The 13,354-nt window shown below is 36.1% G+C and carries 14 protein-coding genes; 12 read left to right on the plus strand and 2 right to left on the minus strand.

The window, feature by feature from the left end; translation table 11 throughout:
- Positions 1-291 precede the first annotated feature (291 nt).
- From RMAG_RS00150 to RMAG_RS00170, 5 genes are all read left to right on the plus strand, one after another.
- On the plus strand, positions 292-543 hold the full coding sequence (locus RMAG_RS00150; RefSeq protein WP_041194912.1) for a hypothetical protein: 252 nt from the start codon (positions 292-294) through the stop codon (positions 541-543).
- 1,076 nt (positions 544-1,619) lie between these two features.
- Positions 1,620-2,387, plus strand: a complete 768-nt coding sequence (hisF, locus tag RMAG_RS00155; protein ID WP_011737457.1) for an imidazole glycerol phosphate synthase subunit HisF — start codon at positions 1,620-1,622, stop codon at positions 2,385-2,387.
- Positions 2,388-2,455: 68 nt separating this feature from the next.
- Positions 2,456-2,986, plus strand: a complete 531-nt coding sequence (locus RMAG_RS00160; protein WP_011737458.1) for a hypothetical protein — start codon at positions 2,456-2,458, stop codon at positions 2,984-2,986.
- 6 nt (positions 2,987-2,992) lie between these two features.
- Entirely contained in the window at positions 2,993-3,892 is a 900-nt protein-coding gene (gene cyoE / locus RMAG_RS00165; RefSeq protein WP_011737459.1) for a heme o synthase, read from the plus strand.
- Positions 3,893-4,084 (plus strand): DUF2970 domain-containing protein, encoded by a 192-nt coding sequence (locus tag RMAG_RS00170; RefSeq protein ID WP_011737460.1) that lies wholly within the window; start codon positions 3,893-3,895, stop codon positions 4,082-4,084. It abuts the gene before it with no gap.
- 361 nt (positions 4,085-4,445) lie between these two features.
- On the opposite strand, the gene RMAG_RS00175 is transcribed toward RMAG_RS00170, so the two are convergent.
- Together RMAG_RS00175 and RMAG_RS00180 are read right to left on the minus strand one after the other, a co-directional pair.
- Positions 4,446-5,417, minus strand: coding sequence for a COX15/CtaA family protein (locus RMAG_RS00175; protein ID WP_011737461.1), 972 nt, complete (start codon positions 5,415-5,417; stop codon positions 4,446-4,448).
- Positions 5,418-5,510: 93 nt separating this feature from the next.
- A complete protein-coding gene (locus tag RMAG_RS00180; RefSeq protein WP_011737462.1) occupies positions 5,511-6,335 on the minus strand; it encodes a DUF2189 domain-containing protein in 825 nt (274 codons plus the stop codon).
- Between the two features lie 211 nt (positions 6,336-6,546).
- Here RMAG_RS00180 and coxB point away from each other — a divergent pair, with 211 nt between their 5' ends.
- The 7 genes from coxB (at position 6,547) to ccoN (ending at position 13,342) form a co-directional block, all read left to right on the plus strand.
- On the plus strand, positions 6,547-7,656 hold the full coding sequence (coxB, locus tag RMAG_RS00185) for a cytochrome c oxidase subunit II (protein ID WP_024792080.1): 1,110 nt from the start codon (positions 6,547-6,549) through the stop codon (positions 7,654-7,656).
- 22 nt (positions 7,657-7,678) lie between these two features.
- Positions 7,679-9,295 carry a cytochrome c oxidase subunit I gene (gene ctaD / locus RMAG_RS00190; protein WP_011737464.1) on the plus strand — a complete coding sequence of 539 codons (1,617 nt, stop codon included), beginning with the start codon at positions 7,679-7,681 and terminating at the stop codon, positions 9,293-9,295.
- A 99-nt stretch (positions 9,296-9,394) separates the two neighbouring features.
- Positions 9,395-9,919: a cytochrome c oxidase assembly protein gene (locus RMAG_RS00195; RefSeq protein WP_034415726.1), complete on the plus strand. Its 525-nt coding sequence runs from the start codon at positions 9,395-9,397 to the stop codon at positions 9,917-9,919.
- Between the two features lie 17 nt (positions 9,920-9,936).
- Complete coding sequence (locus tag RMAG_RS00200; RefSeq protein WP_011737466.1) at positions 9,937-10,821, plus strand: cytochrome c oxidase subunit 3; 885 nt, start codon at positions 9,937-9,939, stop codon at positions 10,819-10,821.
- Between the two features lie 63 nt (positions 10,822-10,884).
- Positions 10,885-11,109 (plus strand): DUF2909 family protein, encoded by a 225-nt coding sequence (locus RMAG_RS00205; RefSeq protein WP_024792079.1) that lies wholly within the window; start codon positions 10,885-10,887, stop codon positions 11,107-11,109.
- Complete coding sequence (locus RMAG_RS00210; RefSeq protein ID WP_011737467.1) at positions 11,064-11,810, plus strand: SURF1 family protein; 747 nt, start codon at positions 11,064-11,066, stop codon at positions 11,808-11,810. The genes RMAG_RS00205 and RMAG_RS00210 overlap by 46 nt, the downstream gene beginning before the upstream one ends.
- Positions 11,811-11,923: 113 nt before the next feature.
- On the plus strand, positions 11,924-13,342 hold the full coding sequence (gene ccoN / locus RMAG_RS00215; RefSeq protein ID WP_011737468.1) for a cytochrome-c oxidase, cbb3-type subunit I: 1,419 nt from the start codon (positions 11,924-11,926) through the stop codon (positions 13,340-13,342).
- Positions 13,343-13,354: the final 12 nt, after the last annotated feature.

Genomic DNA, 13,354 nt, shown 5'->3' on the forward strand with positions numbered 1-13,354 from the left:
ATTATAACTTGTACAGGCGGATATTTATATAGATGAAGCAACAGAGGTTACAATGAATGTTTCTGTGCTATGTGTTGCAGTTGATTATTAAGGTTCAGGAGAACTTAAGATAAGTGCCATATCTTTTATCAGGTGTTGCTTATCGATTAGCAAGTGGCGCTTAAGGCAGAAAATAGCAAACCTATTGTAAACATTGTCAAGTACGTCTGTCATGACGACTAAGAACACACGAGTGATTAAGTGGTGTTGAATTTAGCAGTATCATTCCAATTGATTTGAACACTCAGAAGTATGTCAATACCCCAAGATAATATTGGTTTGATGTTGATAATAAGTTCACTTTTTGAAAAAAATTCAGGCGATGTCACATTGTACACCATTAATATTTTAGTGGTTGATATGACTGATATTGATGGACGTGGTAATATCAGCATTCAAAATACTATTGAGGTATTTCAAGTAGGCATAATAGTAGCTACTATTCATACGACTAAAAGACTTTGGAAGACGTACTGGGTGAGTACAGCAGGGCAAAACAATTGAGGACTAGGTACACACAAGCCAAAGTACGCAATTTAAGGTAGAAGAGGAAGTAGTGGTTGAGACGTGTTTAGTGGGCAGCATGGTACACCTTTTCCGGTCAAGATATGCGTGTTTTTGTGGAATTCTGCTGAGAATGGGGCACCATAATCTGTCTACGGTTATACTCAAATGCGGAGCTACTCATTAAGAATTACGGCTTTAATGTTAGGCTTCTAAAAGACTAGGCGTCTCTTGAAGGTGTTAATTTGATTATTTTTTACTTAAACGAATTTTAAAGGTGTTTGTTTACTTTGTTTTTGGGTAATGCCTAGTTATTGATGATTCAGAGAAATTGTAAATAAGGTCAGAGTGTAATTTATTCAATATTTTTCTTTGGTTTTCTTAAAAAATACAGGAATAAGCTAAATTAAATGCAGAAATCTGTATAAGTTCAGAAGTTATTACCTTTTCTTCATTTTTGATAAAAGTAAAATGAACGGGGACAAATTATAGGTAAAAGTGCAATCATTATAGACGGATACAATGGAGAGTCTTTGGTTTTAGAATCAGTTATAATTTAAGATATTTTTACAATGGATAAGAAAAATGAATAACAATGAGATTTTAAACAAGGCGTTGCATTTAAGTGTAATTGATAAGTTTGTGTGGTTAATGTATTATTAAAAGCTTAAATTCGTATTGCTCATATAAGCGCTTAAATTCTTCTTGGTTGGCAAAAAAGCATCGTATAAAGCAGGACGTAGCAGTTAGAGATGCTTGTAAAAAAGTTAATACAAGGTTGGAATCTTGTAAGGTAGATCAGATGGAAGTTGCGTTTGAAGAATTTTTTTACTGATGAGTATTAAATATTTGAAACAAGAAAAAATAAAATTAGATGGTTCAGTAAAGTATTATGAAGCGCAGCAAGCTAGATTAGTCCTGTCTGTTCTAGACAGGTATTGAAGTATATAATATAGTATTAATACCAATTTTTAACATAAAATTTTGCATATTATTTTAGAAAAAATAGATATATTAATTGTTGCTATTGGGTATCAACATAAAACACCTGATTTTTGGCAAAATAGAATTTAAAAATGCCTTTAGCAAAAAGAATTATCCCTTGTCTTGATGTGTGTAACGGTCGCGTGGTTAAAGGCACTAAGTTTGTTGATATTAAAGATGCAGGCGATCCAGTTGAGGTGGCTAAGCGTTATGACTTTGAGTGTGCTGATGAGATTACTTTTTTAGACATTACTGCATCAATTGAAGGTAGAGATACTATGATACATATGGTTGAGGCGATTGCTGAGCAAGTATTTATTCCACTGACTGTGGGTGGTGGCATTCGTAAGGCGGTGGATGTTCGTGCGATGTTAAATGCTGGAGCAGACAAAGTTGCCATTAATTCTGCTGCTATTTTTAATCCCAATCTAATCAATCAGTTGAGTGAAGAATTTGGCTCACAATGCATTGTGATTGCGATTGATGCAAAAAAAGTTTCTGACAATAAATGGGAAATATTTACTCATGGTGGACGAAAATCTACAGGTATTGATGCTATTGAGTGGGCGGTTAAAATGACGAAAGGTGACAATGGTGCTGGTGAGGTGCTGCTTACTTCAATGGATTGTGATGGCGTCAAGACAGGCTTTGATTTGTTACTCACTAAGGCAGCTTCTGATGCGGTGGATGTGCCTATTATTGCCTCTGGTGGTGTGGGTAATTTAGAACATTTGTCTGAGGGTGTGTTACAAGGTGGTGCTGATGCAGTGTTGGCAGCTAGTATTTTTCATTTTGGTGAGTATACGATACAACAAGCCAAACAAGCCATGCAAGAAAATGGTATAGAAGTCAGACTATAATACTTGGTTTTTTAGTTTCTCAGTATTTTTAAGTGTATTATTAAGCGTTTTATACGCATAAGATTTTTATGAACTCTAAGAAAGAATTGTGGATATTGTTGGCATCCTTTGTATTGCCAATTGCTTTTGGAACGGCTTTCTTTTACTTAAGTCCTACTTTTTTTACTCAACATACGGTTAATTATGGTGAGTTTGTTAATCCTATTATTACCACTACAAAACAAGATATTACTTTTATTGACACCCAAAGTGGCTTGCAAGGTTTATGGACATTGACCTACACAACTAAAAAATGTGACAATATTTGTATAAAAGTATTACAAGATATGAGGACTGTTCGTATTTTGATGAATGAAGACATGCGCCGTATTCAAAATTTGCTGTTAATAACAAACAAAGCCAAAACGCAACAAGTAGATATATTAGTTGGATATGCTAGTGAGGTGTTTAATCGACAACTGAATCAGTTTCCAGAAAATAGTTTATTTTTGATTGATCCACTTGGTAATATGATGCTGCGTTACAATTCTAAAAATTTAGATATTAAGCGTGTTATTAAAGATTTAAAACGCCTATTTAAGTATTCACGTATTGGCTAATAAGAGATGATAATACCTTTAATCAGTGACTTACTAGCTCTGTGTAAACTTAAAGTAGTGGCATTGATATTGTTGACGGCAGAGGTGGGTATGTTTTTAGCTGTACCTGCGCCGTATTTACCTAATGGATTGTTGGTGCTGAGTGCTTCAATTGGTATTAGTATGGCAGCTGCTTCAGCTGCAGTGTTTAATCATGTGGTTGATGAACAGATTGACGCTCAAATGTCTCGAACTAACAAACGTCCTTTGCCACAAGGAAAAGTAAGCAGAAACCAAGCATTAATGTGGGGCGTATTTTTGGGACTTGTTGGTCTTGGTATTTTACAATTGTTTGTTAATACTATTACCATGGTGCTTACATTCGTTTCATTGATTGGCTATGCTATTATTTATACCTTGTATCTTAAACGCGCAACACCGCAAAATATTGTTATCGGTGGTGCAGCAGGTGCAGCACCTCCGGTACTAGGTTGGACAGCGGTATCTGGCACCCAAGGTATTGAGTATGCTTGTTTGTTGTTTTTAATTGTTTTTATTTGGACGCCACCACACTTTTGGGCATTGGCCATTCATCGGGTTGAGGAATATAAAAAAGTTGACGTGCCAATGTTACCAGTAACACATGGACTGGCCTATACTAGAACACAGATTTTATTATACACAGTGTTATTGTTGTTAGTTAGTTTGTTGCCTTATTTGGCGAGTATGTCAGGGCTTATTTATTTAGTAGTAGCAATAGCGTTAGGTATTAGATTTTTGATGTATGCGATTAAGATTTATAACAATCCAGATGATAAAAGAATTGCTTGGTGTACTTTTGTGTATTCAATTAATTATTTAATGTTGTTATTTGTTACACTATTATTTGATCATTATTGGCTAATATTGCCTTTGGAAGTTTTTTAAATGAAAGGTTTTGGGCAAGTATTTAAAGCGGTAACATTTGCCATGATTGGCGTGGGTAAAAAAGAAGACTTGGCTAAGGACTTTGCGCGTACTGAAAAACAAGGCCCATGGGCCTACATTATTGTTGGACTAATTATGACCTTTGTTTTTATTGGTTTAATAATAACGGCTGTTAAGTTGGTATTGCTTTAGTTAAGCTTGTTCAATAATGATATCAAGCGTAATTGCCATTTCTTTAGCGTGGTCCTGGTGTGGATTGATTAATAATCTAGTTAACAAAATTAGTATTGTCCACTTGTTTTTCCTTACCTATTTTCAGATATTTTTGGCTTAAATATAAAGAAATCCTAGGAGAAATTTATTCTTGTAAGTCTGTTAGTAATTGAGCGAGGAAAGTAAAAAATAAGCCAAGATAAGCATAATGACACTTAGTCCAAGGAGCAAATTACGTGTTCTTTTAATTTTCGTGCAGTCCAATTTGTCACTATAAGTGATAAATTGTTTGTTATTGTGATTTATTAAGTTTTTCATAAATATACCTTTTGATAGTTATTTATGTCGGCACTTTAAAGGTTTTATGCACAAGTTTAACAATACTAAGTAACAATAATAATGCCACTATATTATGCAAAACCGCTATTATTATTGGTAATAAAAGGACGACATTAAAAATACCAAGTGTGATTTGTATTGTTAATAAAATAGTAATTAATATTAAATTTGACCTTAAGTGAGTGTAATTTCTAAATAAATAAATAAGTAGCAGTATGAATATGGTAGTTATTAGGGCGCCAATACGGTGAATCATTTGAATGGCAGAACGTGCCGGGTTTTCTAATATACCGTATTCATAATTGATCTCAAATGGACCCCAGTACAATGCACCAGAAAAATCCATATCGGGCCACCAGACATTCAAGCATTTTGGAAAGTATTCGCCACAAGACAGTGCTGCATAGTTGGTACTAGTCCAACCACCGAGGGCAATTTGCAAACTCAGTGCACCCAGGGTAATTAATAGTATAAATTTATGTTTTTTTAGGGTGTGTTGGTAGATTGCCGGTGGTTTGCTTTGGTTAAGTAGCATCCAAATTAGCAATGTAGTTGTTACAAAGCCACCCATTAAATGTAAAGTGACAATGACAGGATGCACCAATAGGGTAACGGTCCAGATGCCAAATACGCCTTGCAGTATAACAAAAAATGCATTAAATCCAGGTAGTTTTAATGACTGATGGCGTTGTTGCTTGCCTTTTAGTACTAGGAAAAATAGGATAAGTATTATCAGACCAAGTGTGGAAGCAGTATAACGATGCAGCATTTCTTTCCAGCCTTTTGCAACCTCTAATGGGCGTGAAAACCCTTGAATGGTAGTACCATCTTTAACATCAGGAACACTTAATTGACCATAACACCCTGGCCAGTCTGGGCAACCTAATCCAGCGTCACTTAAACGTGTGTAGGCACCTAGAATAACAACAATAAATGCTAAGATAATTGATACTTGCAGTATTTTTCTAAACATTTATTACCGTAAAAACCATCTTGTATATTTTATAAAATAGGATTTTTGTAAAAGTGTTTCTAAAAAGAAATACGGAGCGTTTTTAATTGGTTGTTACTCTATTTTTCCAATCATAGATTTATAGGCATGCCAAGTGGCGTGAGCCAATATTGGGACAGCAACCACCATGCCTATAAAATATGGCGTTAATAAACCGGCTAAAACAATAACACCAACAATTGGCACCCATATTAACATTACAATTTTATTGGCTAATGCAGTTCTAATGCTGGCATTAGCAGCTGTGAATGGATCAACATCTTGATCCAATACCATAGGAAAAGAAAACCAACTAATCATGAAAGATATCCAAGCAATAGCAATAGTGAAAATGCCATAAACAATTAAAAATAATGGGTTATTAAAATTACTAATATCAGCCAAAATAGCTTCTATAATTGTCTGGCTTTGGTTAACAAAAGTGTCGGTGTTAAGCACTGCATAAATAAGTGGTGTAAACACCATCCATATAATTGCTAATACAATCAAAATTACAGATAAAAATAGTGAAGGACAAGAGCCATTAGCCTTGAAAGCGGACTTTATAACCATTAGTATAGAACCAAGAGAAAGATTTTCTCCAGCAGATAAACGTTTTGAGGCGTCATACATGGCCATGGCGGAAATAGGGCCAAATATAATAACTACAATAGCTAATAAAGGAGCTGAAAGGTCACCAAGTGTCGGTGAGTTTGATAAAAAATTCCAGTAAGAATAGGTAAATGAAGTAAATAGTGCGCCATAAAATAATGCCAATGTTGGACACTTTATAAAATCTTCTACACCTTGTTTTAGCCACACAAAAGGCGCACCATAACTAACTTGTTTAATATGAGCTTTTTTATTTAGGCCTTTAGCCATCCGCTGTGTTTGTAGCATTTTTTAACTTCCTCAATAGATCCAATGTCATCTACATTAAAACAGACCTTTTTATACCTGTCAAGAAAATAGTTAAATAATTGACTCAAATCAAGGAAGTTTACTATTATTTGTGAATGAGAAAAATAATTGTGTATCATATGGTAACAGTTTTCAGTACAACAATGCATAGATAATCTGTGATATTTGTTTATTTTTTAGGGAGAGATTTATGAGCAAATTGACGTCTCGATTGGGCGGGTTGATTGCGATAATGTCAGCAAATGTATTTGCTGAGTATGATTTTAACATGACGCAAGGGGTTACCTCAATTAGTCGTGATATTTATGGCTTGCACATGATGGTGTTTTGGATTTGTGTTGCTATTGCCGTTATTGTGTTTGGTGTTATGATTTATTCGCTGGTTGTACATCGTAAATCTCAAGGTGCAGTGGCTGCAAATTTTCACGAAAGTACAAAGGCTGAACTACTTTGGACGGGTATTCCTATTATCATCTTAATATCAATGGCAATTCCTGCTTCGACTGTACTGATTGATTTAGAAGATACTGCTAAAGCAGAAATGACCATTAAAATTACAGGGCATCAGTGGAAATGGCAATACGATTATCCTAAGGAAGGCATTAGTTTTATTTCTAACCTTAAACAAGACTCTAAAGATGTAATCTATTCTGGAAATAGGCGTAAAAATTATTTATTAGAAGTAGACAATAACTTGGTATTGCCAGTAGATACTTCTATTCGTTTTTTAATTACCTCAAATGATGTTATTCACAATTGGTGGGTGCCTGATTTTGGTGTGAAGCAGGATGCTAACCCAGGTTTTATTAATGATGCATGGGCGCAAATTGATGAGGTTGGCACCTATCGTGGCCAGTGTGCTGAGCTTTGTGGTAAAGACCACGGTTTTATGCCAATTGTGGTTGATGTGGTTTCAAAATTAGACTACGCTAAGTGGGTATTAAAGCAACAGGCAGCTAAAGCAGCAACACTTGCTAAGTCAAACAAAACTTGGCGTGAAGAAGAGTTAATAAGCCTAGGTCAAAAAGTTTATAATACAAACTGTTCTAGTTGTCACGGTATTACCGGCAAAGGTATTCCTGGTGTTTTTCCAGCACTTAAAGGTAGTTCTATTGCAACTGGTGATATCAAAAAACATATTAATATTGTTTTACATGGAAAAGCTGGAACAGCAATGGCTAGTTATAAAAACATACTAGGAGATGCTGATATTGCGGCGGTAATTACTTTTGAAAGAACTGCTTTTGGCAATCAAATGGGTGATTTAATTCAACCAGCACAAATTAAAGCGGCTCGATAACTAAAGAACATAGGAGAATATCATGACAACAGCAATAGCAACAGCAACAACTTACACTAACGACCATCACGGTCCTGAAAAAGGCTTAATGAGGTGGATTAAAACGACCAATCACAAGGATATTGGTTCACTATATTTATGGTTTGCATTTACTATGGTGCTTATTGGTGGTGCTATGGCAATGGTCATTCGTATGGAGTTGTTCCAACCAGGCATGCAACTGATTGAGCCACAATTTTTTAATCAGATGACAACCATGCATGGTTTGATTATGGTATTTGGTGCAATTATGCCAGCGTTTGTTGGTTTGGGTAATTGGCTCATTCCAATGATGATAGGCGCGCCTGATATGGCATTACCACGGATGAATAATTGGTCTTTTTGGATTCTACCATTTGCTGGTGGCATTTTATTAAGTACGTTTTTTATGGAAGGTGGCGCACCTGCATTTGGTTGGACGTTTTATGCACCATTATCAACAACGTTTGCACCAAATAGCACCGATTTCTTTATTTTTGCGGTGCATTTATTAGGCTTTTCATCTATTATGGGCGCGATTAATATTATTGCAACTGTGCTTAATATGCGTGCACTAGAAATGAAACTCATGGACATGCCACTGTTTGTATGGACATGGTTAATTACCTCATTTTTGTTGATTGGTGCGATGCCAGTACTTGCGGGTGCAGTTACTATGATGTTGACAGATCGTAACTTTGGTACGGCATTTTTTGATGCAACAGGTGGTGGTGATCCAGTATTGTTTCAACATATCTTTTGGTTTTTTGGCCATCCTGAGGTTTATATTATGATTTTACCAGCGTTTGGTGTGATTTCACATATTGTTCCAGCCTTTGCGCGTAAGCCTTTATTTGGTTATTCATCGATGGTTTATGCTACTGCGTCGATTGCATTTTTATCCTATATTGTGTGGGCGCACCATATGTTTTTAACTGGTATGCCAGTTGCAGGTGAGTTGTATTTTATGTACGCAACCATGTTGATTGCTGTACCAACGGGTGTTAAGATATTTAACTGGGTGTCAACTATGTGGCGTGGATCTATGACCTTTGAAGCACCAATGTTATGGGCGATTTCATTTGTATTCTTATTCACGATTGGCGGTTTTTCTGGTTTAATGCTGGGTATTGCACCGGCTGATATTCAGTATCACGATACTTATTTTGTGGTTGCGCATTTTCATTACGTATTGGTGACAGGTGCATTATGGTCTATTATTGCAGCAACATTCTATTGGTTGCCTAAATGGACAGGAAAAATGTACAATGAAACTTTAGCAAAGGTGCATTTTTGGTGGGCGGTTATTTCAGTGAATATATTGTTCTTCCCTCAGCATTTTTTAGGTTTGGCGGGCATGCCAAGGCGTATTCCTGATTATTCATTGCAGTTTGCTGATTTTAATATGATTTCTTCTATTGGTGGTTTTGCGTTTGGCACGTCATTTATTCTATTCACTTATATTGTGATTGATTGTATTCGTAATGGTAAACCAGCAGATTCTCGCCCTTGGGAAGGCGCTAAAGGTTTAGAATGGACTTTAGAGCCTAAGGCACAGTATCATAGTTTTAATACGCCACCAACAAGAACATTAATTGAGCAAGAATCTCAGCACTCTTAATGGCAAATAAAAATAATCAAGGTGTGGCAATTACTGTGGCAATTACTAGTGCTATTGTAATAATCGTGTTTGTAGCAACCATTGTATTATATGGCTGAAATGGAAAGCAGGCAAAAGATAACAAAAAAGTTTTGGATAAAATTAGTTATAGCTCCAATACTGATGTTTTTCTTTGCTTATGCAATGGTTCCTATTTATGATGTATTTTGTGAAATTACTGGATTTAATGGCACAACAGGCAGAGTGGATAGTGAACAAAAGTATGTTGTAGATGAGACGCGGAAGATTGAGGTTAGTTTTTTTGCTATGACAATGAGCGGCTTTCCAATCCAGTTTGGGCCTAAAGTAAGCTCAATGGAGGTAGTGCCTGGTAGGTTTTATACCACCAGCTATATTGCTAAAAATAATACTGATGAGGTTGTTGTCGGACAAGCAATTCCTAGTGTTGCACCGACAGATGCTGCATTGTATTTTAAAAAATTAGAGTGTTTTTGTTTTAATAAACAAGTATTTAAACCGCATGAGCAAGTTGAGATGACATTGCGATTTGTAATTGAGCCAGAATTGGACGAACGTATTAAAGATGTGAGTCTATCTTATAATTTTTTTAAACTTAAGAGCTAAAAAAGTGGGGAAAAAATATGAACGAACAAGATTATTATGTGCCAAGTGGCACTTATTGGCCCATTATTGGTTCAATTGGTATCGTTACTTTATTTGTAGGTTTTGCTAATCAAATGCATGGTGCTAGTTGGGGTGGGCCAATCATGGCTTTGGGGCTTGCTATTTTAGTGTTTATGTTGTTTGGCTGGTTTGGTCAAGTTGTGAAAGAAAGTACCAATGGAATATACAACAGCCAAGTTGATCGCTCGTTTCGTTGGGGTATGAGTTGGTTTATTTTTTCTGAGGTGATGTTTTTTGGCGCATTTTTTGGCGCGTTATTTTATGCAAGGCAATTATCAGTCCCCTGGTTAGGTGGTGCAGATAATAATATTTTCACTCCAGAGTTATGGAATAGTTTTAGTGCAACGTGGCGGCAAATTGCCTTCAACACGCCGGGTGCAATTTTACAATCAGGTATAACGATTTCTATACCAACACAACTGGTTGATGCTTGGGACTTGCCAGCACTTAACACTGCATTATTATTATTATCAGGCGCTACTTTAACGTTTGCACACCATGCATTGCGCTCAGATCATCGTAATAAAATTATTGGCTGGCTGATTGCCACCATTGTGTTAGGTGTTTTATTTTTAGGTTTTCAAATTACTGAGTATGGACATGCATATCATGATGGTCTAAAATTGACCTCTGGTATTTATGGATCAACGTTTTATATGCTAACTGGCTTTCATGGTTTTCATGTAACGGTGGGCGTGCTTATGTTAACGGTTATTCTTTATCGTGTACAAAAAGGGCACTTTAGTTCGAACAGTCATTTTGGTTTTGAAGGTGTTGCTTGGTATTGGCATTTTGTAGATGTGGTTTGGCTGGGTTTGTTTATCTTTGTATACTGGTTATAATTAGTTATAGAATCGAAAACAAAATTCAGTTTAGGGTCTTTTGTTTATCGTGTAGGAAGTTTAATGACACAAATTATTATTATCACCATTATTGTTACTATTTTTATAGCACTAGGTTTAGGTTTATGGGGTATGCTTAGAGGTGGGTCAGCCGGTTCAGATAAAATGTTTAAATCATTAGTGATACGTGTGGTCTTGTCCTTATTCTTGTTTATCTTAGTTATGTTTTCTGCATTTATGGGTTGGATAGAACCAAATGTGGTTATGATGGACGCATCCACACTTTAGTGACTAAACGTACCATTATACCTGCAGTTTTAATACTTTTAAGTATTTATGGGCTAGTATCGTTAGGATTTTGGCAACTTGAGCGTGCTGATGAAAAATGGGCAATTGAGCATGAGATTGTCTTGGCACAACAAAGTCCAGTACAATTGGTAACAAACGTAGATGAACTATTAAATAAAGAATATTATCAAGTTTTACTAAAAGGTCATTATGACGCCAATAAACAGTTTATTTATGACAATCAAATTGTTAAAGGTAATGCTGGTTATTATGTGCTTACGCCATTTGTGTTAAGTGATAAAACTGCTATTTTAGTAAATCGAGGCTTTGTATCTTGGCATGGAAAGCGCGAACAATTGACTGATATCAAGCTAGACAATTTGCCAAGAATTGTTAAAGTGGAGTTGATTAAGCCTGTTGAACGTATTAAACTCAAAAAACAACCAATCAAGTCAAATTTTCCGATATTAATTCAATCTTTGAACTTGGACGAACTATCCACGCTGTCTAATTATAAAATTATTGCCATGTTGGCACGTCTTGATATTAAAGCCAGTGATGGTTTTTTCAGGCAATGGCAGCCTTTTTACGGCAGTGCTGATAAGCATTTAGGCTATGCACTACAATGGTTTTTAATGGCCTCGGTGTTGAGTATTATTGCTTTAAGATTGTTGATAAAAAAAATAAAAAAAATTGATTGATATTAAGTAACTATGATATGGTTGACTGTATCATGAGCGTTAGTGTAGAATTCAGACCCCATTTCTTGTATTAAGGAACTAGGAATATTAACTAAAAATAAAGAGGGCTATTGATGAATTTAACAGAAAAGTATGATTTGGGTGTTGTTAAATGGTTTGCTATTATGGCATCTGTTTATTTAGTAGTAGGCACACTACTTGGAGTATACATTGCCTCTGAATTAGCCTTTCCGTTTCTTAATCATTTGGGTACAGATTTACCTTATTTTCAATTTGGTCGATTGAGACCTTTGCACACTAATACTGTTATTTTTGCTTTTGGTGGTTCGGTGCTGATGGCATCCGCTTTTTATATTGTACAGCGTACAAATCAAACTCGACTTTGGTCCAATAAAATGGCTTGGTTTACGTTTTGGTCATGGAATACTGTGATTGTTTTAGCGGTCATTACGCTGCCTTTAGGCTTGACCCAATCTAAGGAGTATGCAGAATTAGAATGGCCGATTGATATTTTAATTACTTTGTCATGGATCACTTATTTATATAACTTTATTATGACCATTCATATTCGTAATAGCAATAAAGTGCCACACGTTTATGTGGCTAATTGGTTTTTTATGGGCATGATGGTCATGGTTACTTATCTTCATGTGGTTAATAATTTATCCATTCCAGTTGGTGCCTTTAAATCCTATTCAATTTTTTCTGGTGTACAAGATGCAATGATTCAGTGGTGGTGGGGCCATAATGCTGTTGGCTTTTTCTTAACAGCAGGTTTCTTAGGTATTATGTATTATTTTGTACCAAAACAAGCCCAACGTCCTATATACTCTTATCGCTTGTCAGTGATTCATTTTTGGGCACTAATGTTTGGTTATGTTTGGTTAGGTGCGCACCATCTTCAGTATACAGCATTACCAGATTGGGCAGGTTCATTGGGCGCAACAATTTCACTCGCCATGATTATTCCATCATGGGGCGGCGCGCTTAATGGCATCTTGACGTTATCAGGCGCTTGGGATCGTTTACGTGAAGACTATATCTTACGTTTTTTGATTATGTCTTTAGCATTCTATGCCATGAGCACATTTGAAGGTCCAGTGATGGCGGCGAAGACGGTTAATGCATTATCGCATTACACAGATTGGACGATTGGTCATGTGCATTCTGGCGCATTGGGTTGGAATATTATGGTGGCAGCAGGCGCGATGTATCATATGATTGAAAAAATCTATAACATAAAAATGTCACAAAAACTCTTAGGTATCCACTTTTGGGTGCATACAATTGGCACGGTGGTTTATATTGTGGCAATGTGGGTATCTGGCATCATGCAAGGCTTGATGTGGAGGGCCTATGATGAGTACGGCACATTGGCTTATACGTTTGCCGAGTCAGTATCAGCCATGCATCCTTATTATGTCATGAGAGCTGCAGGTGGTACATTAGTATTAGTAGGTGCAATTATCATGTTAATTAATATTGTGACAACCATTCGTAGATCAGGCGCCGATCAAACATCTAACGTATAAATAGGGGCGGAC

The sequence above is a fragment of the Candidatus Ruthia magnifica str. Cm (Calyptogena magnifica) genome (genome assembly GCF_000015105.1).
In the GTDB taxonomy this organism is placed as follows: domain Bacteria; phylum Pseudomonadota; class Gammaproteobacteria; order PS1; family Pseudothioglobaceae; genus Ruthia; species Ruthia magnifica.

Excerpts from the sequence above, each read along its gene's own strand:
- cyoE (WP_011737459.1), top strand. The coding sequence starts at position 2,993 with ATGATAATACCTTTAATCAGTGACTTACTAGCTCTGTGTAAACTTAAA.
- RMAG_RS00205 (WP_024792079.1), top strand. The coding sequence starts at position 10,885 with ATGACACAAATTATTATTATCACCATTATTGTTACTATTTTTATAGCA.
- RMAG_RS00175 (WP_011737461.1), bottom strand. The coding sequence starts at position 5,417 with ATGTTTAGAAAAATACTGCAAGTATCAATTATCTTAGCATTTATTGTT.
- RMAG_RS00160 (WP_011737458.1), top strand. The coding sequence starts at position 2,456 with ATGAACTCTAAGAAAGAATTGTGGATATTGTTGGCATCCTTTGTATTG.
- ccoN (WP_011737468.1), top strand. The coding sequence starts at position 11,924 with ATGAATTTAACAGAAAAGTATGATTTGGGTGTTGTTAAATGGTTTGCT.
- RMAG_RS00170 (WP_011737460.1), top strand. The coding sequence starts at position 3,893 with ATGAAAGGTTTTGGGCAAGTATTTAAAGCGGTAACATTTGCCATGATT.
- ctaD (WP_011737464.1), top strand. The coding sequence starts at position 7,679 with ATGACAACAGCAATAGCAACAGCAACAACTTACACTAACGACCATCAC.
- hisF (WP_011737457.1), top strand. The coding sequence starts at position 1,620 with ATGCCTTTAGCAAAAAGAATTATCCCTTGTCTTGATGTGTGTAACGGT.
- RMAG_RS00195 (WP_034415726.1), top strand. The coding sequence starts at position 9,395 with ATGGAAAGCAGGCAAAAGATAACAAAAAAGTTTTGGATAAAATTAGTT.
- RMAG_RS00200 (WP_011737466.1), top strand. The coding sequence starts at position 9,937 with ATGAACGAACAAGATTATTATGTGCCAAGTGGCACTTATTGGCCCATT.
- coxB (WP_024792080.1), top strand. The coding sequence starts at position 6,547 with ATGAGCAAATTGACGTCTCGATTGGGCGGGTTGATTGCGATAATGTCA.
- RMAG_RS00180 (WP_011737462.1), bottom strand. The coding sequence starts at position 6,335 with ATGCTACAAACACAGCGGATGGCTAAAGGCCTAAATAAAAAAGCTCAT.
- RMAG_RS00150 (WP_041194912.1), top strand. The coding sequence starts at position 292 with ATGTCAATACCCCAAGATAATATTGGTTTGATGTTGATAATAAGTTCA.